General features: G+C 73.8%; 19 protein-coding genes. 12 read left to right on the forward strand and 7 right to left on the reverse strand.

The window, feature by feature from the left end; genetic code table 11:
• Positions 1-25 precede the first annotated feature (25 nt).
• A complete protein-coding gene (locus WME97_RS15825) occupies positions 26-1,081 on the forward strand; it encodes a tyrosine/phenylalanine carboxypeptidase domain-containing protein (protein WP_437552743.1) in 1,056 nt (351 codons plus the stop codon).
• Positions 1,082-1,406: 325 nt separating this feature from the next.
• Positions 1,407-1,619 (forward strand): hypothetical protein, encoded by a 213-nt coding sequence (locus WME97_RS15830; RefSeq protein WP_437552744.1) that lies wholly within the window; start codon positions 1,407-1,409, stop codon positions 1,617-1,619.
• 13 nt (positions 1,620-1,632) lie between these two features.
• On the opposite strand, the gene WME97_RS15835 is transcribed toward WME97_RS15830, so the two are convergent.
• From WME97_RS15835 to WME97_RS15850, 4 genes are all read right to left on the reverse strand, one after another.
• Positions 1,633-3,819, reverse strand: a complete 2,187-nt coding sequence (locus WME97_RS15835; protein ID WP_437552745.1) for a RecQ family ATP-dependent DNA helicase — start codon at positions 3,817-3,819, stop codon at positions 1,633-1,635.
• Positions 3,820-3,912: 93 nt separating this feature from the next.
• Positions 3,913-4,605 (reverse strand): oxidoreductase, encoded by a 693-nt coding sequence (locus WME97_RS15840; protein WP_437552746.1) that lies wholly within the window; start codon positions 4,603-4,605, stop codon positions 3,913-3,915.
• 382 nt (positions 4,606-4,987) lie between these two features.
• A complete protein-coding gene (locus WME97_RS15845; protein WP_437552747.1) occupies positions 4,988-5,530 on the reverse strand; it encodes an NUDIX hydrolase in 543 nt (180 codons plus the stop codon).
• Positions 5,531-6,003: 473 nt separating this feature from the next.
• Complete coding sequence (locus tag WME97_RS15850) at positions 6,004-6,600, reverse strand: FxsA family protein (RefSeq protein WP_437552748.1); 597 nt, start codon at positions 6,598-6,600, stop codon at positions 6,004-6,006.
• Positions 6,601-6,831: 231 nt separating this feature from the next.
• On the opposite strand from WME97_RS15850, the gene WME97_RS15855 reads away from it, so the two are divergent.
• The 3 genes from WME97_RS15855 (at position 6,832) to WME97_RS15865 (ending at position 9,948) form a co-directional block, all read left to right on the forward strand.
• Positions 6,832-8,376 (forward strand): lysine 5,6-aminomutase subunit alpha, encoded by a 1,545-nt coding sequence (locus WME97_RS15855; protein ID WP_437552749.1) that lies wholly within the window; start codon positions 6,832-6,834, stop codon positions 8,374-8,376.
• A gap of 28 nt (positions 8,377-8,404) precedes the next feature.
• Entirely contained in the window at positions 8,405-8,896 is a 492-nt protein-coding gene (locus tag WME97_RS15860) for a hypothetical protein (protein ID WP_437552750.1), read from the forward strand.
• Between the two features lie 317 nt (positions 8,897-9,213).
• Entirely contained in the window at positions 9,214-9,948 is a 735-nt protein-coding gene (locus WME97_RS15865; RefSeq protein ID WP_437552751.1) for an OAM dimerization domain-containing protein, read from the forward strand.
• Between the two features lie 4 nt (positions 9,949-9,952).
• Here the strand turns inward: WME97_RS15865 and WME97_RS15870 are convergent, their stop codons facing one another.
• Entirely contained in the window at positions 9,953-10,726 is a 774-nt protein-coding gene (locus WME97_RS15870) for a J domain-containing protein (RefSeq protein ID WP_437552752.1), read from the reverse strand.
• Positions 10,727-10,979: 253 nt separating this feature from the next.
• On the opposite strand from WME97_RS15870, the gene WME97_RS15875 reads away from it, so the two are divergent.
• The 7 genes from WME97_RS15875 to WME97_RS15905 all read left to right on the forward strand — a co-directional run bounded on the left by WME97_RS15875 (position 10,980) and on the right by WME97_RS15905 (position 18,884).
• Complete coding sequence (locus WME97_RS15875; protein WP_437552753.1) at positions 10,980-11,825, forward strand: SDR family NAD(P)-dependent oxidoreductase; 846 nt, start codon at positions 10,980-10,982, stop codon at positions 11,823-11,825.
• Positions 11,826-12,099: 274 nt separating this feature from the next.
• The gene (locus WME97_RS15880) at positions 12,100-13,863 is read left to right on the forward strand and encodes a hypothetical protein (RefSeq protein WP_437552754.1); all 1,764 of its coding nucleotides are present in this window, start codon (positions 12,100-12,102) and stop codon (positions 13,861-13,863) included.
• 44 nt (positions 13,864-13,907) lie between these two features.
• Positions 13,908-14,411, forward strand: a complete 504-nt coding sequence (locus WME97_RS15885) for a T3SS (YopN, CesT) and YbjN peptide-binding chaperone 1 (RefSeq protein WP_012235526.1) — start codon at positions 13,908-13,910, stop codon at positions 14,409-14,411.
• Between the two features lie 19 nt (positions 14,412-14,430).
• Positions 14,431-15,648: a hypothetical protein gene (locus WME97_RS15890; protein ID WP_437552755.1), complete on the forward strand. Its 1,218-nt coding sequence runs from the start codon at positions 14,431-14,433 to the stop codon at positions 15,646-15,648.
• A gap of 195 nt (positions 15,649-15,843) precedes the next feature.
• Positions 15,844-16,734 carry a carboxypeptidase regulatory-like domain-containing protein gene (locus tag WME97_RS15895; RefSeq protein ID WP_437552756.1) on the forward strand — a complete coding sequence of 297 codons (891 nt, stop codon included), beginning with the start codon at positions 15,844-15,846 and terminating at the stop codon, positions 16,732-16,734.
• Between the two features lie 364 nt (positions 16,735-17,098).
• Positions 17,099-18,097 carry a heme o synthase gene (gene cyoE, locus WME97_RS15900; RefSeq protein ID WP_437552757.1) on the forward strand — a complete coding sequence of 333 codons (999 nt, stop codon included), beginning with the start codon at positions 17,099-17,101 and terminating at the stop codon, positions 18,095-18,097.
• 52 nt (positions 18,098-18,149) lie between these two features.
• On the forward strand, positions 18,150-18,884 hold the full coding sequence (locus WME97_RS15905; protein WP_437552758.1) for an SCO family protein: 735 nt from the start codon (positions 18,150-18,152) through the stop codon (positions 18,882-18,884).
• A gap of 16 nt (positions 18,885-18,900) precedes the next feature.
• Here WME97_RS15905 and WME97_RS15910 read toward each other — a convergent pair whose 3' ends face one another.
• Both WME97_RS15910 and WME97_RS15915 read right to left on the reverse strand, forming a co-directional pair.
• A complete protein-coding gene (locus WME97_RS15910) occupies positions 18,901-23,406 on the reverse strand; it encodes a sigma 54-interacting transcriptional regulator (protein ID WP_437552759.1) in 4,506 nt (1,501 codons plus the stop codon).
• 41 nt (positions 23,407-23,447) lie between these two features.
• Positions 23,448-24,212, reverse strand: coding sequence for a DUF3105 domain-containing protein (locus WME97_RS15915; protein ID WP_437552760.1), 765 nt, complete (start codon positions 24,210-24,212; stop codon positions 23,448-23,450).
• Between the last annotated feature and the right edge of the window lie 70 nt (positions 24,213-24,282).

Below are 24,282 nucleotides of genomic sequence, written 5' to 3' on the forward strand. Positions count from 1 at the left end.
TGAGCGGCCGGCGCCTCCGGCGTGGGTGCCGGACGCGGATCGGCTCCTCGGCGCCGCGGCGCGGCGGATCCGCGTCGTCGGGTCGAGCACGCCGGTGAACCTCGTCGAGGAGCTCGCGCGGCTCGCCGCCTCCTGGGCTCGGAGCGGCGGGGAGCTCCCGCGGTTCGCCTACGCGCCCGCGCAGGACCACGGCGATCTCCGGAAGGCGATGGAGGCGGCGGCCGAGCGGCTCGCGGGGCAAGGGGAGCTCGGCGCGGTCTACGCCGGCCGCGCGAGCGAGCTCGCCGCGGAGGCCGCCATCTGCGAGGCCGCGGGCGGGGCCGGGTGCTGGGCCGCCGCGCGCCGCCGCTACGCCGCGCGCGACGCGTTCGACGAGCAGGCGGACGCGCTCGCCGCGGCCTGGGTCGAGCAGGAGGCGGGCGCCGCGTCGGGCGACGAGGAGCGGGTACGGAGCGATGACGCGCGCTCGCCCCGGTCGCTCGTGTCGCGGATGCGCCGCGAGATCGGGGCGCGGCGCCTGCCCCTCCGGGTCGTGATCGCCGACATCGCGCCGCTCGCCGCGACGGGCGACGGGGTGATCCAGGTCGCGCGGGGGCGCATGCTCACGCGCGACGACGTCGAGCGCACGGTGCTCCACGAGATCGAGGGGCACGCGGCGCCCAGCGTGCGCGCCGCGGCGCTCCCGCTCGGGATCTTCGCGATCGGGACCGCGAACGGGGGCGACGATCAGGAGGGCTGGGCGCTCGCGCGCGAGCGCGCCGCGGGGTACCTGGTCGGCGCCCGCCGGATCGAGCTCGGGCTGCGCCACCTCGCCGCGCGGAGCGTCGAGCGCGGCGCGGGCTTCGTCGAGACCGCGCGGCTGCTCGAGGCGCGCGGCGCGCGCTCCACGGGGGACGCCCTGCGCATCGCGGCGCGTGTCCACCGGGGCGGCGGCCTCGCGCGGGAGGTCGTCTACCTGCCGGCGCTGCTGCGGGTCGAGGCGCTGCTCGTGGAGCAGCCAGCGCTGGGGCCGGTGCTCGCCTCGGGCCGGGTCTCGGTGGGCGCAGCAGCGTCGCTCTCGTCCTGGGCCAGGGAGAGGTGATGGATCGTGGCTGCCCAGCTCGACCGGGGTTGCCCGGCTCGATCGGGAGGATGGGAAGCCGGGAAGAAAGTCCGATCCTCGCTGAACTTCATGCCTTCCTGTGAAGCCGATCCCATGAAATGAAGGCAGCGCCGGTCGGGTGAGGAGCGGGCGAGAAAGGGGGCTGCGTGAAGGGAAGGATCACTCCAGCCGTGCGAGCACGGCATGGAACGCGCTTGACGTGGTGGCCGGCGGGCGGGCTGCCTCGCGCGTGCGGTCGCGTCCGGGTCGACCGCGCGGCGTGCGGCGGCGGTCCTGGGAGCGGATGGGCCGGGCGGAGGCGGGCATGAACTCGAAGAAGGCCATGGAGAGGGAACCCAGGCGGCCGCCGAGGGGAGGGGAGGCCCCGACGGTGGTCCTCAAGGGGGACCTCCATGTCCTGGATCTCGGCGCGGGCCTGATGCTCGACGTGTTCGTCAACGTCGAGGGGCGCCTGACGACGTTCGTCAGCCTGGAGGGCCAGCTCATCGCGGAGCTCCGCGTCGCCGGTCTCGCCTGAGGTCCGGGGCCGATCAGGGGCCCGAGAACTCCCGGACGACGCGGAGGATGCCCTCCCCGTAGCTCGAGATCTTCGCCTGCCCCATGCCGCGCGCGAGCGCGAGGTCGTCGAGCGACGCGGGCCGGATCCGCGCGATTTCCCGGAGCGTCCGGTCGTGCGCGATGACGTAGGCGGGCAGCGACTTCTCCTTCGCGAGCGCGGCCCTGTGGGCCCGGAGCGCCTCGAACAGCGGCACGTCGCGCTCCTCGAGCTCGACGCCGGGCTCCGCTTGCGCGCGCGAGGCGGGGAGGGGGGCGCCCGGCGCAGGGCGCGCCGCGTCGTCGTGGGTCGCTGCGGACGCGAACGCCTGCGGGGCCGGCTGCGCGCGCGCCCGCGGGGAGGGCGCGGCCGCCGGCGAGCGCGCGGCGGGCGACGGGCCCGCTGCCGCGCGGCGCGGGCGATGGGCCCGGCGCCGCGCCGCGGGGACCGGGAGCCGCACCCGCGCGGGCACCTCTCCGCGCATCACGCGCCAGCCCGCCGGCGTGATGAGGGGGACGGGGAACTCGCCGGTCGTGAGATCGATCCACGCGTTGGCGAGCAGCGCGCGAAGGATCGACATCGCCTCGTCGTGGCTCTTCTTCTCGAGGACGCCGAACGTCGAGAGCCTGTCGAGCCCCATGCGGCGGACGCGCTCGTTCGACTCGCCGATCAGCATCGACGCGACCGCCTGCATCCCGGCGCCGCCCTTCACCCGCGCGACGCCGGCGAGCGCGCGGCGCACGAGGTCGTTGTCGCGGGCGAGCGCGGCCGGGTCGCTCGCCTCGAGGGCGTCGACCTCCAGGCAGACGTCGCAGTGGCCGCAGCCGCCGAGCGACTCGGCCTCGTCGCCGAAGTAGCGGAGGATGAAGTCGTGCCGGCACGTCGCGGCGTCGACGTAGCGGAGCAGCTCGCGGAACAGCCCCCATGCGCGCGCGGCGTCGTCGGCGCTCGCCTCGACGCCTCCCTCGCCGAGCTGGCAGAGCCGGCGGCGCAGCGCGATGTCCGCGGGCGCGAACAGGAGGAGGCCGCGGGCCGGGGCGCCGTCCCGCCCGGCGCGGCCGACCTCCTGGTAGTACGCCTCGATCGACGACGGCGGCTGGGCGTGCACGACGAGGCGGACGTCGGGGCGGTCGATCCCCATGCCGAAGGCGTTCGTGGCCACGACCACGGAGAGGCTGCGATCGGCGAAGCCCGCCGAGATGCGCGCGCGGGACTCGGGGGCGAGCCCGGCGTGGTACGCTTCCGCGTTCCAGCCGGCGTCGCGGAGCGCCTCGGCGAGGCGCTCGGCTCCCTTGCGGGTGGCCGCGTAGACGATGCCCGCCCCGCGGGGCCGCCCGGGATCGCCGAGGGCCTCCAGCAGCGCGCGCGCCGTGCGGCGCCCCGCCTCGCGCGGGCCGTCGACCGCGGAGACCTGCAGGTGGAGGTTGGGCCGGGCGAAGCCGCGCAGGATCACCTTGGGCGGCGGCTCCTCGGGGCCGCGCCCGCGCACCGCACCGCCGCCGCCGTCGCCCGCGCCGTCGGGCGCGGGCAGCGGCCAGCCGAGCCGGCGGATGATCTCGTCGCGCGCGTCGGGGGTCGCCGTCGCGGTGCAGGCGAGGACCCGGGGCGGCCGGAGCCGCGCGAGCGCGGCGCCGATGCGCAGGTAGTCGGGCCGGAAGTCGTGCCCCCACTGGACGATGCAATGCGCCTCGTCGACGGCGACGAGCGAGAGGCGGCTCGCGGCGAGCGCCTCGAGGAACCCGTCGAGGGCGAGGCGCTCGGGCGCGGCGTAGACGAGCTTGTACTCGCCGCGGCGGAGGGCGGCGAGGCGGCGGCCGTTCTCCTCGCGCGCGAGGCTGGACGCGATGAACGTCGCCGGGATGCCGCGCGCCTCGAGGGCGCGGACCTGATCTTCCATCAGGGAGATGAGCGGGCTCAGGACGAGCGCCGTGCCGGGCAGGGCGACGGCCGGGAGCTGGTAGCAGAGCGACTTGCCGCCGCCGGTCGGGGCGACCACGAGGACGCGGCCCGCGCCCCCGAGCAGGGCCTCGATCGCCTCGCGCTGCCACGGCCGGAAGGCGGCGATGCCGAACCGCTCCGCGAGCACGGCGTCGAGCGACGGCGGCGGGCTCTCCGGCGGGCGCAGCGGGGAGGGGGCGAGGCGCTCGGTCACGATCGGCGAGGGGCGTTGAGCGAAGACCATGGCGGCGTCATCGAGCGAGCGCCGTGCCTGCCGAGAGCCCTAGCATTTTCGCGCGCTTGCGTCGCCCGGTGGGTGGCGGCGCCATGGCGGTGATCAGGCCTGGACGACGCCGATGCCCTTGGCGAGCGCTTCCATGTCGTCGAAGTGATAGACGTGGCGACCGCTGCGCCCGCCGAGCGCGGCGGCGACCATCGCGCCGGCGACCGTCCTCGCGTCGATGGGCCGGTACCTGCGCAGGCCGCCCTTCATCGTGAACCGGAGCGTCTGCGCCGCCGCGACGCCGATGGCCTCGCCCTTCCTGACCTCGCCCCGCTCGCCGAGGAGCAGGCTCGGCCTGAGCACGTGGACCGCCGCGAAGCTCGCCGCCGAGAGCTCCTGCTCCAGCTCGCCCTTCACGCGCAGGTAGAAGCTGGTCGAGCGCGGGTCGGCGCCCACGGAGGAGACAAGGACGAACTGCTTCACCCCGGCCTTCTCGGCGAGCCTGGCGACGGTGATGGGGTAGCGATAATCGATCTCGTAGAAGGCCTCTTCGGAGCCGGCCTTGGCGATCGTCGTCCCGAGCGCACAGAACACGTCGCTCACGCCGGCGAAGTCCGCGCCTTCGAGCCGGTCGAAGTCGACGATGCGCTGCGAGAGCCGCGCATCCTCGATCGGGGCCGGGCGGCGGAGCAGGGCGACGACCTTCGTGTACGCTGGCTGTTGCACGAGGAGGCGCAGGCAGTGGCCGCCGACGAGGCCCGTTCCTCCCACGATGAGAGCTGTCTTGTCGACCGTCATGTCTTCCATGTCCGTGCGGAATCACCCGCGGAGAGCGCCGCCGCGGGGATCCACAGCCGTACCACGCAGCGTAACGCAAGCGGCGCGCGAACCATAGCGGCCGGCCGCGCACGGCGCGAGCGGACCGACGGCGCGGCTCCCCCACGCTTCCTTTCCTGGTGTGTCTGGGCGCTACATGCTCTGTCGGTGTCCAGTCACGCGCCGCGCTCGCCCGGAGCAGCATAGACGGACGACCGCGGCGTTCCGTCGAGCAGCTGGCGCTGGAGATGGCTGTACGCTGAAGGGCGGATGATCACACATCTCCTGTGATCCCGCGGGCGCCTCTCGGAGCGAGCATCCGAGATGTGCCTTGAGCGGGGCCCGCGCGCGTGGCCGGGCCCCGCGTGGGTCCTCACGTGAGCGGCGCGCTGGCGACCTTCTGCGACGGCTTCGCGCGCTGGGCCTGCGAGCGCTTCGCGCGCTGGGCGTGGAAGGCCTTGACCGCCATCGGGATGACCAGCTCCCGGTGCTTGGGTACCAGGTTGTTCGGCAGCTGCTCGACTGGCCACCAGGTGCCCGTCGCCGGGACCTCGGCGAGCTTCGCCTGATGGACCCGGGAGAGCATCCAGCCGCGCGTGGCGGCCGAGAAGTAGTCGCCGACGAACGTGAAGTCGGAGATCGTCATCCCGACCCGGTGGAGGACGTGCTCGGGCTGCTCGCCCGGCGAGAGGACGCTGCCGGGGCAGCACCACTCTCCAGGGCCTGCCGCCGACGCTCCGCGCTGGGTCAGGAGCACCTCGAGGGCGCCGGAGTCCGCGTTCCTCCGGAGGCATACGGCGTCCGCGGCGAGGTGGATGGGGAGCCTGGAAAGAGCGTTGATGAGCGAGCTGCCGAGCGGCTCCCGTGGATCGACGTACCCGAGCAGCCAGCCGGCCATCGACTTGATGAGCCTCATCTCGGCACCCTCCGCGAGGGCGTGCGGCGGGGCTGCTGGAGCACCGCCTGCCGGGCGTTCAGGCGAGCGCGCTGGCGCTGCTCAGGGCTGGACGTCGTGCCAGGGTCGTCCTTCGCGCTGCTGCCGGGGCGGCGCGGCCGGGTCGACGGGATCGAGGTTCGAGTTGGATCTTTCATAGAGGTTGCTGCGTTGGTGTCGTTGTGCGTTGTTGCGTGATGTTGCGCGGGTTCAGATCTTCATGTCGTTTCTCCTGAGATGTCGGGCTGCGCCGACGACGTTGATGAGCCTACAATGCGCTCTGTTTCTTTGTCGTTTCAGTCGTGCAGCTCGGACGTGAATCATTGTCCTGCGTCGTTGCTCGCGTGTCTCGCCGAGCTCCTGACGCCGGTGTTCGGGTGTCGTGCGTGAGAGTCGCTGGTGCTCCGGGCAGCGAGCGCGCATGCGTTCGCCGGGGCATCGATGACATCGGGGTGTCAGCCGGGCAGTCGTCGCGTCGTCCGCGCTGGCCCGCCGGCTTCATCCTCCTCGGCGCCCTCGGTCACCTCCGCATCGACGTCGATGACCTGCCACGACGCCTGTTGCCCGCGGGACGCGCCAGCGCGCCCCTCGGCGCGCTCGCCGAACGGCCCGCCGCCCAGGTCGATGACCCTCATGCTGAAGAACGCGCCGTCGCCGGGGCCGCCAACGCCGATGCCGGCGGCGCTCGCCGCGGCCACCCGCCGCTCGAACCGCTCCCGCACCACCGCCGCGACGCGGCGGCGCACCGGCGGGAGCAGGAGCAGGAGCCCTGCCACGTCGGTCAGCACCCCCGGCGTGACGAGCAGGGCCGCCCCGAGGAGCACAAGGAGCCCTCCCGTGAGCCCCTCGTCCGGGACGCGCCCCGCGGCCATCGCGCCGCGCCACGAGGCGAGCACCTTGAGCCCCTCGCGCTTCGCGAGCGCTGCGCCGAGGACCGCCGTCCCGAGCGCGATCGCCACGGTAGGCCAGAAGCCGATGACGTCGCCGATCGACAGGAGGAGCCAGAGCTCCAGGATCGGGAGCGCCGTGAAGAGCAGGATGAGCTTGCCCATGACCCCCGTCGTCTAGCGCCCCCGGCCGCGCCGCGCACGCGTGAGGCCGCCCGCCGCCGGCGTCGCTGCCGAGCGCCGAGCGCCGTGCGCCGTCACCACGCGCCGCGCCGCGCCGTCATCGGCCACCGCTGAGTCCCGCGAGGCCGGCTGTTCCATGCTTCGCCATGGATCCTGCGCCGGAGTACCGGCCGCGGTGAGAGTGCGCTAAGAGCGCTTGCCCCGGAGAAATCCATGACGACTGTCCCCGTGGAGCAGGAAAAGGTGGAGGCGTGCCGCGCGTTTGCCGCCGACATCGCCGACGAGGTGCAGCGCTTCATCGACCGCCACACAACGGTCGGCGTCGAGCGCACCGTCGCCCGCGCCTACGGCGTGGTCGGCGCCGACGCCGAGGGGACGCCGCTCGTGAACGCGCTCGTCGATCGCATCCACAGGGCGGGGCAAGCGGGCCGCGGCGTCGCATACCACCTCGGCCGGGCGCTCTGCGAGGGCGCCGGCTCGGTGCAGGAGGCCGCGGAGATGCTGGCGTTCAGCGAGGCGGCCGACCTCGGCCCGGGGCCCTCCGCGGCCGAGGCGCGCGGCGCGCTCGAGGCCGCGACGCGGGAGGCGATCGCCCGGATCGACAGGGCCCGCGACGAGCGCGAGGCCACCAAGGCGGCGCACCGGGTCGGCGTCGCGCCGCTCAAGTACGTCATCGTCGCGACGGGCAACATCTACGACGACGCCGTGCAGGCCAAGGCCGCCGGGTTCGCCGGCGCCGACATCGTCGCCGTGATCCGCGCGACCGCCCAGTCGCTCCTCGACTACGTCCCGGAGGGGCCGACCACCGAGGGATACGGCGGCACGTACGCGACCCAGGAGAACTTCAGGATCATCCGCCGCGCCGCCGACGAGGCGACCCGCGACACCGGCACCTACCTCGCGCAGACGAACTACTCGTCCGGCCTCTGCATGAGCGAGATCGCCTGGATGGCGGCGGTGGAGCGGCTCGACATGCTGCTCAACGACGCGATGTACGGGATCCTGTTCCGCGACATCAACATGCAGCGGACGTTCATCGATCAGTATTTCTCCCGCAGGATCATCGCGAGGAGCGGCATCGTCATCAACACGGGAGAGGACAACTACCTCACGACCGCCGACGCGGTCGAGAAGGCCCATACGGTGCTCGCGTCGCAGTTCATCAACGAGGCGTTCGCGCGGCGCGCGGGCCTCCGCGAGGAGCAGATGGGGCTCGGCCACGCCTTCGAGATCGACCCCTGGCTCGAGGACAGCCTCCTCTTCGAGCTCGCCCAGGCCCAGCTCGTCCGGCAGATCTTCGACCGACACCCGATCAAGTGGATGCCGCCCACCAAGTTCAAGACAGGCGACATCTTCCACAGCCACGTCCACGACGCGATGTTCAACCTGGTCGGGATCACGACCGGCCAGTCGATCGAGCTGCTCGGGATGTTCAGCGAGGCGGTCCACACACCGCTCCTCATGGACCGGTATCTCTCGCTGAAGAGCGCCCGTTACATCTTCACGGCGGCGCGGCACCTCGGCGACGAGATCCAGTGGAAGCCGGGTGGCATCGTCGAGCGGCGCGCCCGCGAGGTCCTCGACAAGGCGCACGAGCTGCTGCGGGAGGTCGAGCAGGAGACCGTCTGGGACGCCATCGGGCGTGGCGCGTTCGGCGACGTCAAGCGCACGCGCACCGGGGGGAAGGGGTACTCGGGCGTCGTGGTGCGGCACCCGGAGTATCTCAATCCGATCCTCGACGTGCTGGAGCGGCCATAAGCCGACCGGAATCTGCGAGCATGGGCGCATGAGCGGAAGGACGCCCGAGGAGACACGGCGCCGCGGTTCGCCTTACCGGAGCGACGCGACCGATGCGGTGCGGCTCGAGATCCTCGAGGATCGGGTCGCGGAGCAGCGGCAGGCGCTCGACCGACAGCAGCGCGCGATCGACGAGCTCAGGGAGGAGCTCGAGCGGATGCGCGCTCAGCTCGCTCACCTCCCGGCGCCCGCGCCCCCCGCGAAGGCGAAGCCGCCGCAGAGGGACGACGTCCGCCGCGCGGCCGAGGATCTCCTGCGCCGCGCGGGTCGCCTTCCCCCGTCCGAGGTGTTCTCCGAGCTGCGCAAGCTGGTCGACGCCCACCCGTCGCACGGCTTCATCGAGGAGCTCGTCGATCGGGTCCACTGCGCCCGCTGCGCGCGGCGGATCCGACGCCCGGACCCCAGCGAGCCGTCCCACCACGAGCGGTACTGGTCGGGTCGATGCCCGCGCTGCAACGAGCCCCTCTCCTTCCAGCGCTGACGCGCCGATCGAGGGGAACGGAACGATCGGAGAAGGGACCGCCGAGCCGCCATGGACGCCAGGAACTCCTGGATCTCTCCTCCTTACATCCTGGCGTCTCACTCCCTTCTCGTCCCAGCACAGCGCCAGAGTCGGGCTCGAACCGCTCCGGGAAGCCGCGTCACTGGAGTCTTCAAAAGGCATGCTCTCTGAGCTTTCGTGTCGTTTTCGCTCGCTCTCTGCGGCGCGATCGCCCTAGCCGCGCGAGGCCGCCTGGCGCTACTGTCAACCAGGGATCGGCGCAGTCCGCCCCCTGTAGCCTGTAGACGGAGGTGAGCATGACACCGCGAAACATCCTGCGTGCGTATGGCGACCGCGAGGGCGACGGGATGGTCCAGATGTCGTTCACGCTCCGCGTCCTGCCGGGCGACCGCGCGCGCGAGGCGGCGAAGCGCTTTGCCGAGTCGCACGGCCTGCGCGAGCCGCTGGTCACGGCGATGGAGCAGGCCAGCCGGGAGCACACGTATTTCGTCGTTTACGGGCACTCCCAGCACGGGGTCGACCTCTCGGACATCGAGGTCCAGGAGCTCGCGGCCCAGCCGCTCACGCGGGACGACATCGAGGCACAGGCGAAGAAGCTCGGCCGGAAGATCGTGGTCGTCGGGGCGTGCACCGGCAGCGACGCGCACACGGTCGGCATCGACGCGATCCTGAACTACAAGGGGTTTGCCGGCGAGAAGGGGCTGGAGAGCTTCAAGTGCTTCGACGCCCACAACCTCGGCGCGCAGGTCGAGAACGCCGAGCTCTGCGAGAAGGCCAAGGCGCTCGGCGCGGACGCGATCCTGGTCTCGCAGGTGATCACCCAGCGGAACTGCCACAAGGAGAACGCGGCGGCGCTCGTCGACCTGGCGACGCGCCAGGGCTTCCGGGACAAGGTGATCCTGCTGCTCGGCGGCCCGCGCATCGATCACAACCTGGCCGTCGAGCTCGGCTTCGACGCTGGCTTCGGCCCGGGAACGAAGCCGATCACCGTGGCGTCGTTCCTGATCGAGCGCCTCGTGGGCCGGGCGTAGGCGGTCAGGCGACGAGCAGGTGGTAGGCGGCCGAGAGCTCGGCGAACCGCGCGGTGCGCTGGGCGCCGTCGCCGGCGTACGCGGCGGCGCGGTCGGGGTGCATGGACGCGGCCAGGCGGCGGAATGCGCGGCGGATCTCGGCCTCGCTCGCGCCCTCGCGCAGGCCCAGCACATCGAGCGCCCGGCGGCGCGGCTCGTCCGCCCGAGCGGCGCGCGGCGGCGCGCCCGTCGGCCCGCTGTGCGCGGCGCGCGCCGACGAGCCGGCGCGCCGCTGCCGATCCCGCGCGCGCGGGCGGCCGTGGAGGAAATCGCTCGGCGGGAGCGGGCCGGTCTGCCGCAGCGACCCGGCGAGGGGCCTCGCCGTGTGGAAGCAGATGGTCGCCTCCTCGATGCTGAACAGCGCCTCGAGGCGCGCGCGGAGCTGGATCCGGAGCGCGCGGTCGACCGCGGTCGCCGGGATGAGCCCCGCCGCCACGAGCACCTCGCCGGTCCGGCGCCCCCGGTGCGCGGCGACGAGCGCGGCGAGCCGCTGGATCGACGGCTCGGGCGCGGAGCCCTCCTTCGCGAGGATCTCGCCGAGGCGGGGCACCCGGAGCGGCGTCTCGACGGCCGTGACGAGGCCGGAGAAGAGCTGGATCCGGTGCTGGCGGCCTGGCACCGTCGAGCCGCTCGGCGTCCGGAGCTCGCAGAGCTCCAGGAGCCCGGTGGTCTTCTCGCGGTGCAGCGCGCCGAGCAGGTCTCCCAGGGTCGACGTGGAAAGGCGGCTGGGCAGTTGCATCGAAGGCGGCGTTATCACTGCCGCGCTCGATCGGCCAAGGAAGCGGCGCGGGCGCTCGGGCGCGCGGCAGTCACCCTCGCCGGACGGGCCCGCTCGCGCGCACCGTCGCTCGGCGCTCGTTCGGCGCTCGCTCGATTGCGCTGCGCGCGCCTGCGCGCACGAATGTGTGCCCGGGCCGAGGCCCGCCGTGCGAAGCTCCGCGCGAAAACGGCACGGCGCACCGCGCCGGCGCGCGGATCAGGAGGAATCTGCGATGGGCTTGCTCGACGGAAAGGTCGCGATCATCACGGGAGCCGGCGGCGGGATCGGCCGCGAGGAAGCGCTGCTCTTCGCCCGGGAGGGCGCGAAGGTCGTCATCAACGACCTCGGCGGGACGCGCGACGGGTCGGGCTCGAGCGACGCGATGGCGGCGCAGGTCGCGGAGGAGATCAAGGCCGCGGGCGGGCAGGCCGCGCCGAGCTTCGACAGCGTGGCGACCCCCGAGGGCGCGGCGAAGATCGTGAAGACCGCCGTCGATGCGTTCGGCCGGGTCGACATCCTGGTGAACAACGCGGGGATCGTCCGCGACAAGACGCTCCTCAAGATGGATGAGGGCATGTGGGACGCCGTCATCGCCGTTCACCTGAAGGGAACGTTCCTTTGCACGCAGGCCGCTGCGAAGCAGATGGTCGCGCAGGGCGGGGGAGGGCGGATCGTCAACACCACGAGCGTCTCCGGGATGCTCGGCAACTTCGGGCAGGCCAACTACGCGGCTGCCAAGGCCGGCATCTACGGCCTCACCCGCACCGCCGCGATCGAGCTGCAGAAGCAACGGATCACCGTCAACGCGATCGCGCCCATCGCCAAGACCCGTATGACGGAGGATCTGCCCATGTTCCAATCGGCGGGCGACACGCTCACGCCGTCGCACGTGGCGCCTGCGGCGCTGTTCCTCGCGTCCGACCTGTGCGCCGACAAGACCGGCAACGTCCTCGCCGTCGCCGGTGCACAGATGTACATTTACAAGGTCGTCCAGAGCCCCGGGAAGTTCAAGGACGAGGGCGGCGTCTGGACGGCGCAGGAGATCGCGGATCACTGGGACGCGATCATCAAGCTCTGATCGTGGCGACGGCGCAGGGCGGCCTCGCCGAGGGCGGGCGCGGCCGGGAGCGCCGGCGCGGACGATGCGGCTGCGCGTGAGCCGACCGTTGCTGCGCTGATCCCTGGATGCTAGGTTCGAACCGCTTCCGGGGTACGTTTGGCGCATCGGCGCACTGTTCGAGCAGGTCGTTCACGCGGAGTCTGGAGGTGCCACCGGTGACCGTCTTTCGCTGCTGTTACGCCTGCGCCATGTCGCGCGGTGCGGCCTCTGCAGCGCGGAGGCGTTGAGCGCCGTGTCGCGTGACGCCCACATCCCGCTCGCCCTGTGGATCTGCGCGGCGATCGTGGCGCACATGGCGGGCGGCGGCGGCGCCGTCGAGGTGGCGCAGGTCATCGAGGATCGCGCCCAGCTCCGCCAGATGGTCCACGCGGTGAGGGATGGCCTCCGGCCGGGCGACACGACGTTCGAGATCCTGACCGACGGCGCGGCGCTCACGCCGCCCCCCGCCCCGCTCGCGCCGCCCGAGCGACCGTCGGACAGCGAGCCGGACAAGGACGCGACGCCCGATCCGCAGCAGCCGAACCCCGAGCCGACCAAGGCGGCGACGATCCCGCCGCGGAAGCCGCCGAAGGTCGAGCCGCCGCGCCAGGCGAAGGCGCCTCCGCCCGCGCCGCCAAAGCCCGAGCCGCCCAAGGAAGAGGCGGCCAAGATCGTACCGGTCCAGCCGGCGCCGCCGCCGCCGCTGCCGCCGGCGGATCAGCGGATCGCCGTCCGGCAGCACGTCCAGAAGGACCAGCAGGACAACCCCGAGGCGAACCGGATCGCGGACGACGCCAACAAGGTCGACGAGGAGACCATGGCGCAGATCCGCTCGAAGGATCAGGACGACCCCGAGCCGACGCCCGGGACGCCGTCGGGACCGAAGGCGCCGACGGACAGGGTCGGCGACAGCGACCACGATCACAGCGGCCACAGCGAGGAGCGCGCCGGCAACGAGAAGCACGCGCCCGGCGAGGGGAACCCCGAGAGCGAGAGCGCGGAGCACCACAGCCCGGCGTCGCCGGCGCAGGCAGCGCAGGCCTCCCGGGCGGCGCCCCCCCCGAGCGTGCCGGGCGCGAGCGGCGGCGCTCGCGTCGCGCAGGTCTCTCCCGCGCTTCCGCCGCCGGAGAAGGGCGCCGCGGGCGGCTCCGGCCCGGCGTCGCCCGAGGTGATCGACGGCGCGCGCGGCGGCTATACCCTCAATCCGGCGAACCCGGGCGGCGACGGCAAGAGCCGCGTGGCCGGCAAGAAGGCGACGCCGCAGCCCTACCAGAGCCCGGTCCGTGTCGGCTCGATCGGCCTCGGCGCGCCGGGGCTCCCCGGCGGGCCCAACCTCAACCTGGACATGGCCGGCGTGCAGGCGGCCGTCGGCAACGAGAAGCTCAGGGCGGAGCGGGCCTCGGACGGCGCCTCCCGCAGGAGCGCGCACCGGGGCTCGTGGGAGACGACGGACAAGTGGAAGAAATGGCGTGCCGCGATCGAGAACTACGACCCCTCGGTCAAGCCCGGCAACCAGACCTCGCTCAACGCCGCGCGGGTGCCGTTCGCGACGTACATCAACATGATCCACAACCGGCTCCACCCGATCTTCGCGGAGGAGTTCCTGGCGTCGCTCGAGAGCTTGCCCTCCGGGCACGCGTTCAACCAGAACCGGGTCACGCACGTGGAGATCGTCCTGAACAAGGACAGCGGCAGCGTCGTGCGCCTCGGGGTCACGAGGCCGAGCGGGATGACGGCCTTCGACATCGTCGCGCTGAACTCGGTGCACCGCGCGTCGCCCTTCGGCAAGGCGCCGGACGCGATCGTGTCGCCGGACGGCAACGTGTACTTGCATTGGGAGTTCCACCGGGATCCGTACGACGCGTGCTCGACCCGCAACGCTCGCCCGTTCCTGCTGAAGGCGCCCTCCGGCGCCGCCCCGATCGAGCCGGCGCCTGTGCGCAAGGGGCCGCGGCCCGTCCCGGGCGACGAGGGGGCGCCAGCGCCGCCAGGCCCGCTGCTTCCGCTCAGGCGTTAGGTCCCGGCTCTGCACCGGGACCGCGGCGATGTATCCTCCGCGTCATGCCGAAGGATTCCGACGAGGCCGTTCGAGTGACCAACGCGCGCATCGAGGCGGCGCTCGCGGATTCCCCGGCGTTCACCCGAGTCGAGCCGCAGTTCTACGTCGTTCGCCAGGGGACAGCGTACGTCTACCTTCATGTCCTTCCCTGGGCGCCCGATCGCGCGCTCGTGCGGCTCGTCGCGCAGCTCGCCCGCGGCGTCGAGATGACGCCGGACCTCGCGATGAAGCTGCTCCGCCTGAACGCGCGCATCCGCTTCGGCGCCTTCGGTTACGTCGCGCAGGGCTCGTGTGTGGTCATCGTCCACACGCTCCTCGGCGGCGAGACGCTCGACGCCGACGAGATCCTTGTCGCCCTCCGGGATCTGTCCGTGCTCGCGGACGAGTACGACGATCGCATCGTCGAGGAGGCCGGCGGCCAGCGGATGCAGGACCTGATCGACGCCTCGGCGACCGCCGCGGTCTTCACGGATCTCGAAGCTCCCCGCGCCTGGGACAAGGGCTGAGCGACGGGCGCTGTTCTTCATGCTCCTCACCATCGATCTCCCACCCGAAGGCCCTCCTCCCTCCGCCGCGCCGGACACCGCTGCCTCGCCCCGTCGCGAGGAGGGCGGCGAGCCTCCGCCCGCCGAGCGCCGGTCCTCCGCCGCCGGGCGGCCTCCGCTCGCCGGCCTGCCTGTGCTCGCGCTCATCCGGCCGCTCGCCGTCCTCGCCCTGCTCGCGATGATCCTCGGCCGCATGGTCGCGCCGGCGATGGTCGGCCTGGCGGTGGGCATCGAGCGCGCTGTCCACACGATCGAGCTCGCCGGCGCCGGCGCCTCGCAGCTCTTCGCGATCGGCGCCATCGTCGTCGCGATGGCGCTGATCAGCGCGGTCGTGCGGAGCCGCGTCCCGTACGCGCTGCGGATCGGCGCGATCGTCGCGGGCAGCTTCGTCATCCTGGTCGTGCTGCACGCGACCGTGCAGCGCGTGCCCGATCTGTCCGCCGCGCTCATCGGCGTGAGCGCCGCGATCCTCGCGCTCGGCAGCGCGTGGGAGGCGCTCCGCGTCCCGTTCGTGCGTCCGGTCGCTGCCGCGCTCGGGCTCATCGGCGCCTCCGCGCTCGTGCGGCTCGCCGGCGTCCTCCTGGCCGTCTGGGCGAACGACCGCGGCTCGAAGGCGCTCGCCGGCGCGACGAGCTCTGTCGCGACCGCCGCGTTCGCCCTCGATGCGCTGGCCGTCCTCGCGGCGACGGTCGCGCTCGGCGCGGGCCGCGAGGCGCGGCCGCGTGACGCCGAGCCGCCGCCGCCGCGCCTCGTGAGCCCGCTCTCGCTGGTGGCGCTCGCGTCGGCGCTGTTCGCCACGCGGGCGGCGCTCGCGGGCGCCGCCGACGACGCATCGATGGTCGAGGCGCTCTTCCGCCGCGCGCTCGACCGGCTGCTCACCCGCCCCGCTCCGGTCGTGCCGCTCTCGATCCAGCTCTTCGTCGCCGCCCTCTCGGTGGTGGTCGTCGCGCTCGCGCTCGTCGCCCCGCCGCGGCTGCCAGCGCTGGGCGGCGCGCTCGCGCTGCTGCTCGTCGCGGGCAGCGCCCCGGAGGTGCCGCTCGGCGCGCTGTCGCTGGTGATCGCCGCCCTCTGCATCGCGCTCGCGGCCCGCGACGAGCGCGGCCTCTGGGCGGCCATGCTCGCGAACGAGCGCGAGCGCACCTCGAGCTCGCTCCCGGGCGCCGGGAAGCCGGACATCACCGGCGGCGCGTCAGGTTGACGCGAGCGACGACACTCGTTAAGCACGCCCTCGCTGTGCGGAAGAACAGCGCGCGGCATTCCACCCGCTGCTCGCCAGAAGGACGCGGTGGGAGCCGCCGCCCGGTCCAGACGGTCCCTCCTCAAAAGGCCAGGTCAGGCTCGGAGGGGCGCGAACCAGGCTCGCGTGGCGCGCCGCGGGCGCGGGAGAGTCCTCATGCATCGTCGCGATCTCGCCTCGCTCTCTGCTCTCGCGCTCACCGCGCTGGCGCTCGCAGGGTGCCCCGAGGAGCCCTCGAGGCCCAGCGGCGGCACGGCCGCGACCGCCACCACGGCGGCGCCCCCGGCGGCCTCGGTCGAGAAGCCCGCCGCGGCCCCGCAGGGGTCTGAAGCGCCGAAGGCCACGGCGCAGGAGGCCGCCCCGGCGGCCCCCGCGGGCAAGGGGATCATCAAGGGGATCGTCAAGTTCACCGGCAAGCCGGTAGAGATGAAGGTCCCCACCGCGCGCAAGGACGCCCCGGTCTGCCAGGACAAAGATGTCCTGTACAACGCTGTTGTCGTCAACGATGGCAAGCTCAAGGACACCTTCGTCCGCATCGCGGTCGGAGGCGTGCCGGGCAGCTGGAAGGCGCCCGACGCGCACGCGGTGGTCGACCAGCAGGACTGCATGTATGTGCCGCGCATCCAGGGCGTGGTCTCCGAGCAGCAGGTCGACATCAAGAACAGCGATCGGACGCTGCACAACGTGCACACCTACAAGGGCTCTGAGACGCTGTTCAACCAGGCGCAGCCGGGGGGCGCCGCGCCGCTGACGAAGGCGTGGAAGGACGGCATCATCAAGCTCACCTGCGACGTCCACCCGTGGATGCGCGGCTTTGTCGTGGTGACGGATCACCCCTTCTTCGCGGTGAGCGGCGATGACGGCTCGTTCACGATCGAGAAGGTCCCTGCCGGCAAGTACAAGCTCGAGGCGTGGCACCCGCACCATGGCCTGAAGACGGCCGACGTCACGGTCACGGACGACAAGCCCGCCCAGGTCACGTTCACGTACGCCGGCACCGAGCCTGAGCCGGCGGAAAACAAGGACGAGCTCAAGGGCCTTTGGTGAGATCCATGGCAGCGCCTGCAGCAGGCGTCGCCCCGCCCCGGGCCGCCCGGCTGGCGGCGAGCGGCGCGGTGGAGCGACCTTTCCAGGCTCACTCGACGCGCAAAGAACGGATGAGCACGCCACGACGGTTGCCGCAAGGCGACTCGTGCCCTAAAGGGAGGCGGGCGACAACTGACGAACTCGACTCCCCGAGCCGTGTTGTGCGCGCTAGTCTCCCGGCCCCGATGCTGTTTTCTCCCGCCTCCCGCGCTCCGGTGATGACGTCGTTTTTCAGTGTAGCTGTCCCGAGACCAGGGATCTTCGGAGATGTCGCGCGAGCGCGCGGCGCGGGCGCCGGGTACAGCAGCGAGGTGCGCGCGTGACCATGAGCGTCGAGCCGGCCGCCGAGCGGGCCCCGGTCCCTTACGTTCGCCAGGCCGAGCCATCCGAGGGCGGCGGCTGTGCGGTCCCCACCAGCGCGCGCCCGCTGCTCAAGGGAGCGGCCGATCTCGTGAGCCTCACCAAGCCGCGCATCACGAGGATGGTGGTCGCGACGATGCTCGGCGGCATGTGGGTCGCGAGCCGCTATCTCCGCGCCGGACTGGCGGGAGAGGCCGCGATCGAGCGCGCGGCGGTGCCGCCGGCGCAGCTCGCGCTGGCGTTGCTGGGGACGGCGCTCGTCGTGTCCGGCGCCAACGCGCTCAACATGTACATCGAGCGCGACACCGATCTGCTGATGGCGCGGACGCGGAGCCGCCCCTTGCCGGCGCGGCGGCTTTCGCCGGAGCTGGCGCTCTGGTTCGGGATCGCGCTCTCGGCCGCCTCGATTCCGGTGCTGTTTCTCGGGGTGAACGCGATCACGGGCGTGCTCGCCGCGGTGGCGCTGCTCAGCTACGTCCTCGTCTATACCCCGCTCAAGCGCAGGACGACGCTGTCGCTGCCGATCGGCGCGATCCCCGGCGCCATCCCGCCGCTGCTCGGGTGGACGAGCGTCACAGGGCAGATCGACGCGCCCGGCTTCCTGCTCTTCGCTGTCATGTTCCTCTGGCAGATCCCGCATTTCCTCGCGATTTCGCTCTTCCGTCAGGACGAGTACCAGCGCGCGGGGCTCAAGGTGCTGCCGCTCGAGAAGGGCGATCTCACGACACGGCGCCACATCGTCGGCTACCTGGCGCTGCTCGTGCTGTCCTCGGTGCTGTTCGTCCCGCTCGGCGTGGCGGGCCCTGTCTACCTCGGCGCCGCGATCCTCCTCGGCGGGGCGTTCTTCGGGCTCGGCGTCTACGGTCTCCGCGCGGGCACCGGCGCTCGCTGGGCGCGTCAGGTCTTCTTCGCCTCCATGGTCTACCTGGTGCTCCTCTTCGCTGCGCTGATGATCGGCGCCTGAGCGGCGCCTCGTCGCCTTGACTCACTGGCGACAGGCCCTTAAGCGTCACCGGATGGTCTCAACGGAGCCCACGCGCCACACGAACGGCGCTCTGTCGCCTGCGGAGCCGACCGGCCAATCGCTTCCGTCCGACCGCGGCGACGCGGGGAGGACTCGGCGCCGCGGGCTCGTGGGCACACCGGTGTTCTGGGCCGCGCTCCTCGCGCTGGTCGGGCTCGTGGCGCTCATCACCATCGGGGTCGCCGGGCGCGCGCTCCACGGCCAAGCGGCGGAGACGCCCGCGATCCGCATCCCTCTGCCCGCCTTCGAGCTCACGGATCAGCGGGGCGCGCGGTTCGGGCTGGAGCAGCTCCGGGGCCGCGTGTGGATCGCGGACTTCATCTTCACGACCTGCCCGACCGTCTGTCCCAAGCTCACGCAGCGCATGAGCGAGATCGAGCGCCGAGGCCGCGATCTCGGTGACGCGCTCCACCTCGTGACATTCACCGTCGATCCGGAGAACGACACCCCGGCGGTGCTCGCGGCCTACGCGGCGTCGCAGCGGCTCCCGCTCGAGCGCTGGACGTTCCTGACAGGCCCCCTCGATCAGATAGAGTCGACGGTCCTCGACGGCTTCAAGATCGCCATGGGCAAGAAGGAGTCGAGCCCTGGCCTCTTCAGCATCTTCCATGGCGAGCGCCTCGTGCTGGTCGACCAGCAGGGCGTGATCCGCGGCTACTACGAGGCGAACGACGACGGGATCGACGCGGTCTTGCGCGACGCGGGCGCCCTCGTGAAGTCGAGGTGACCCGCTCGCGCCCTCCTCACGCCTCGATGGCGAGCCGCTTGATCATCTTCTGAAGGCCGAACCTGGACAGGCCCAGCAGCTTGGCGGCCTGCGTCTGGTTCCCGCGCGTGCGCTCGAGCGCGTCGCGCACGAGCTCCGTCTCCAGCGCGTCGATCCTCGCTCGGACGTTGAGGCCGAGCTCGCGGGGCGTCGCGTTGCCGCCGTGCGCGATCTCCGGGGAGAGGTGCTCCCGATCGATGGTCCCGTCGCAGAGCACGATCGCCCGCCGGATCTCGTTCTCCAGCTGGCGCACGTTGCCCGGCCACGCGCAGGCCGAGAGGCGCTCCATCGCCCCGCGCGTGACCCGGACCGAGCCGCGGCTGTGCTTCTCGACGAGGTGCTGGACGATGAGCGGCACGTCCGTCGCGCGCTCGCGCAGCGGCGGAACCCGGATCGTGATGATGTTCAGCCTGTAGAGCAGATCCTCCCGGAATGCGCGGGCCCGGACGAGCGCCTCCAGATCCCGGTGGGTCGCGGCGATGACGCGCACGTCGACCTTGCGCGCCCGCTCGGAGCCGATCGGCCTCACGAGGCCGTCCTCGATGACCCGCAGCAGCTTCGTCTGCATCGCGAGGCTCATCTCGCCGATCTCGTCGAGGAACAGCGTGCCCCGATCGGCCACCTCGAAGAGCCCGGCGCGCGGGCGATCCGCGCCCGTGAACGCGCCGCGCACGTGCCCGAAGAGCGCCGACTCGAGGAGCCCTTCGGGGATCGCGCCGCAGTTCTCGCTCACGAACGCGTGCGCGGCGCGCGGGCCGTTGTGGTGGATGGCCCGCGCCACGAGCTCCTTGCCGCTGCCGGACTCGCCGCACACGAGCACCGGCACCTCGGAGGCGGTCACCCGATCGACGAGGCGCAGCATCGCGCGCAGCGGCTCGCTCTCGCCGATGATGGCGTCGTACCGGTAGCGCGTGTCGCGGCCGCCGCGCGCCCTGGCGAGCTCGAGCGCCGCGGCGTCGAGCTCCGCCTCGCGCCGCGCGAGCTCCTCGGCGAGGCGCGACGAGGCGCGCTCCGCGCGGCGCGCCGCCCGGCGCAGCTCGACCTGCGCGCGCGCGTCGGAGATCGCCAGCGCCGCGACCGACGCGATGGCGCGCGCCCACCGCAGCTCCTGCGCGCCGAACGCGCCGCGGCGCACGCGGTCGTCGAGGTAGACGACGCCGAGCGCCTCGCCGCGCGCCACGAGCGGGACGGCCAGCACGCTCCGCAGCTTCAGCGCGTGCACGCTGTGGTGCACGCTCGGCAGCTCCCCCGCCGCGTCGACCGCGACCACCGGCTCGCGCGCCTCCAGGGCGCGGCGCGCGAGCGTCTCCGACAGCGCGAGCTGCTCCGCGCCGAGGCTCGAGCGCGCCAGGTTGCGCGCGGCCCGCGGGACGAGGCGCCCGTTCGGGGCGCGCAGGAGCAGGAGCCCCCGCTCGACCCCCGTCCAGAGCACGAGCGCGTCGACGACCCGGTCGAGCAGCGGCGCGAGCCGCTCGCGCTCGCCGAGCGCGCCGACGAGGGCCTCCAGATCGCGCGCCTGCTCGGGCCGAAGCCCGCTCTCCTGCAGCGCCCGCGCGCGGACGACCCACGGGAGCGACCGGACCGCGCCGGAGAGCGCCGACGCCCCTGGCGACGCAGCGGAGGCGCCCGCCGAGCCTGCGCCGGCGGTGCGCCCGCAGAGCTCGCGCGCGGCGTCGGCGAGCGCCGCGAGCACCCGGTGCGCGACGTCCGTCTGCCCGGCCCTGACGGCCAGCGCGTGCGCCGCGGCCAGCGCTGGGCCGCGCGCCGCGATCGAGGCGCGGGCGCCCGCGATCGCGGCGATCGCGGCGAGGATGCGGTCGCTGCGGCCGCGCCACGCCGACGCGCCCGCCGGGCCGCGCGGCGCGTCGTCCGCGGCGGTCGCGGCGCCGACGTCGTCCGCGGCGCCGACGTCGTCCGCGGCGAGCGCGATCGCGGCGCGCGCTCCCCACCAATCGAGCCGCGACGCCGCCGCGGGCTCCGGGCCGTTGGCGAGCTCGTCGAGCTCCTCGACGCGGGCTCCATCGAGCTCGCCCGCGCCGTGGCGGAGGAGCCGCGCGGCCGCCCGGAGCGTGTCGTCCGCGGAGCCTCCGGCGAGGAGCGCCGCCGCGCGCGCCGCCGCCGCGCGCGGGTCGACGTGCGATCCGGCGTCCGCGCTCACGACGCCGTCGCCCCGCGCGGCGACCACGTCGGCGATGGCCCAGAGCGCGTAGGCCTCCGCCTTCGCGTCGCCCGCGTCGCGGGCCCGCGCGATGGCGTCCTCGGCGGTCCGGCAGGTCTCGTGCACCAGGCCCGCGGTGGCGTAGGCGGCGGCGCAGGCGAGCAGCGCCCGGGAGCCCTGCGCCGGCCGGCCGAGGTGCTCCCAGAGCAGCGCCGCGCGGGTCGAGGTCGCGATCGCGCCGTCGAGATCGCCGAGATCCACCGCCGCCGCCGCCTCGCCGGTCCGGTAGGTCGCCTCCTCGACCACCGCGCCGGCGCGGACGGCGTAGTCGACCGCGGCGCTGAACGACGCGTGCGCTCGCTCCGGATCGCTCGCGTGCCACGCGTAGCCGCGCACGGCGGCCATCCGCGCCAGCTCCTCGACGGAGCTCGCGAGCGCCTCGCCGCGCGCCACCTCCGACAGCGCCCGCGCGGTGTCGCCGCGCAGCACGGCGAGCAGCGCGCGCACCTCGCAGAGCGGCGCCGTGACCGCGTCCCCGGCGAGCGCGTCGGCCGCCTCCAGCGCCCCCGCGTCGATCGCGACGCGCGCGAGCACCGCGCGCGCGCGCCCCTCCGGGTCCGCGCCGGCGTCGATCGCGGCGCGCGCGCGCTCCTCCGCGAGGGCGCGATCGCCGGCGCGCCGCAGCACCTCCGCCGCGAGCGCCGCGGCCTCCGTCGCGCCGCGAACGCACGAGCGCAGCATCAGGCTCCGCGCGCGCCCGGCGTCGCCGTGCAGCCGGAGCGCGTTGGCCGCCGCGACGACGAGGCTGGCCGGCGCGTCGTCGCGCTGCTCGATCGCCTCGAGCGCGAGCGGATCCGGCGGCACCCGCGCGATCGCGAGCGCCAGCGCCGCCGCCTCCGCCGCGCCGAGGGCGTGCGCTTCGGCGGCGCCCTCGGCCGCTCCGCGGTCCTTCGGCGCCGCGCTCGCCCGCCGCCGCGCGCTGCTCCCCGGGGTTCCCAGCACGGCCGCCTCGATGTTCGCGAACGTCCAGGCGCGCGGCGAGACCTGCCGCGCGAGCGCGACGAGCGCGTCCGCGAGCGCCCTCTCCGGCGCAGACGCGAGCGGCCCCATCGGCCACGCCGCCGCGCTCGTCCCCGCGAGCGCGGTGAGCCACCGCGCGACGCGGTCCGGCCCGAGCCGCCCCAGCCACGCCGCGTCGCTCTGCGGCGGGCCCACGCGCGCCGCGCCGTCGCTCGCGCGGAGCGACGCGCCGGAGAGCGCGCGCACCCGCTCGACCACCGCGAACGCGTCCACGAGCCAGGGGGCGACATCGTCGCGCACCCCGAGCGCCGCCTCGAGCTCGTGTCGCCGCAGGCGCAGGTAGGCGGCGCGCACGCGGCGCGCGTCGCGGTCCTGTCGATCGCGCTCTGCGCCGGGCGCCCCCGCGTCGCGGCCGGCGCGCCCCGCGGCGGGCGCGGCGAACGGGGGCCGCGCCCGCTGCGCGCCGGCGATCGCGGCGCGGGCCGACTCGGTGACCCACGCGGACGACGGGCGCGCCGCGGGGGAGGGCGAGAGGAGCGCCCGGCAGATCGCGTCGAGCGGCGGCCCGGCCGCGCTCTCCGCGGCCGACGCGGCCCGCGCCGCTCCGATCGGATCGTCCGCGTCCGCCACGCCGGGGAAGGCGATCTCGGCGAGCAGCGTCCCCAGCGCGAGCAGGTCCCTCGCCCGCGCGTCTCCGAGCTCCGCGTCTCCGCGCGCGATGTACCGCAGCGTCGCCCCGTCCACGGACGTCTCGTGGATCGAGCAGGCGAGCCCCAGGTCGATCACCGCGATCCGCCCCTCCGGCGTCAGGATCAGGTTCTCCGGCTTGAGGTCTCCGTGCGCCAGGCCGATGCCGTGCAGGTCGGCGAGCGCCTCGCCCGCGTCGCGCGCGGCGGCGAGCGCGAGCGCCGCGCGCTCGCCAGGGGGCAGCCCGCGCAGGGCGTCGGCGACGGCTCGCCCTTCGATCCAGCGCATCGCGACGAACGCGCGCCGCTCCTCGCCGGCGGCGCCCTCGACGCGCGCGACGCCAGGTGGCGCCGCGAGCCACCCGACGTCGACGAGCTCTGGCAGCCGCGGCGAGAGCGCCAGCGCCGCGTGCAGCGCCTCGCGGCCGAGCACCCGCCGCACGGAGGCGCGCTGCGCCGCGGACGCTCCGCGCCCGCGCGCCTCGAGCTTGAGCGCCACCAAGCCGCCGCGCTCCTGATCGACGGCCCTCCAGACCTCGGCCGACCCGCCGGACCCCGCGGCGTCCAGCAGCCGGAAGCGCTCTGCCAACCGAGGTGTCACGGTCGACGGCTCGCTCATCCCCGGAATGCTCCCGGGCAAGGAGCCACCTGTCAACCCGGTTACGGATCCGGCGCAGCGCCCCCCGCCGCGCCTGCCCCGCCTGCCCCGCCTCCGCCCGATCCGTCACCGCAGCTCGGCGCGCCGCCGTCTGGCAGATCGATATCGACGGCCCCCGCGTCGCTGCAGGTGTCTTCCGGGCCCTTGCCGTAGTGGTCCGCCACGAAGCGCGCGAGCGACGCTTTGTCGAGGCACGTCGCGGTGTACGTCGCGCCCCAGGCCGCGGCCGCGACCGGCGTGTCCAGCGCGCTGTCGGGCGTCATCACGAGGCGCGCCTCCGGCCCTCCCGGCACCATGAGGCACTTCGGATCGGAGGCGGCCTCGGCCCGCACCTCGTCGAGCACCGCCTTCACCTCTGCGCAGCCGGACGAGGCGCACCGGTACGCGAGGACGATCGCGCCGTGCTCGAGGTTGTGGACGTACACCTCGCGCGGGACCTCGGACTCGAAGCGCTTGTACTCGGCCCACAGGCCCCAGTGATCTCCGCCGCTCGGCGGGTTGGTCGCGTACTGGACAGGCGCGCACGTGGCCACGTGTTGCGCCGACGTGACGGGGATCCCCGTCGTGACGACGACCTTGCACTCGGTCTCGCCCGGGAGCGGCGGAGCCTCCGGAAAGCTCGTGACGGTCTCGGGTTGTTGCGGCGCGGGCGCGGCGTCGCCCTCGTCGATCGGGGGCGAGCTCGTGCCACACCCGCTCAGAGGAACGGCGAGCCCGGCGACCATCGTGGCAGCGACACACATCTGCGCGAAACCGCAGTGTTTCATGGCCGAAGCCTACCATGTCCGACGCGCGACGCGCGTTGCCCTAGCACGTCGGCTCTGGTGTACTTGGGTC

It is taken from the genome of Sorangium sp. So ce367, assembly GCF_051520455.1.
GTDB lineage: Bacteria > Myxococcota_A > Polyangia > Polyangiales > Polyangiaceae > Sorangium > Sorangium cellulosum_B.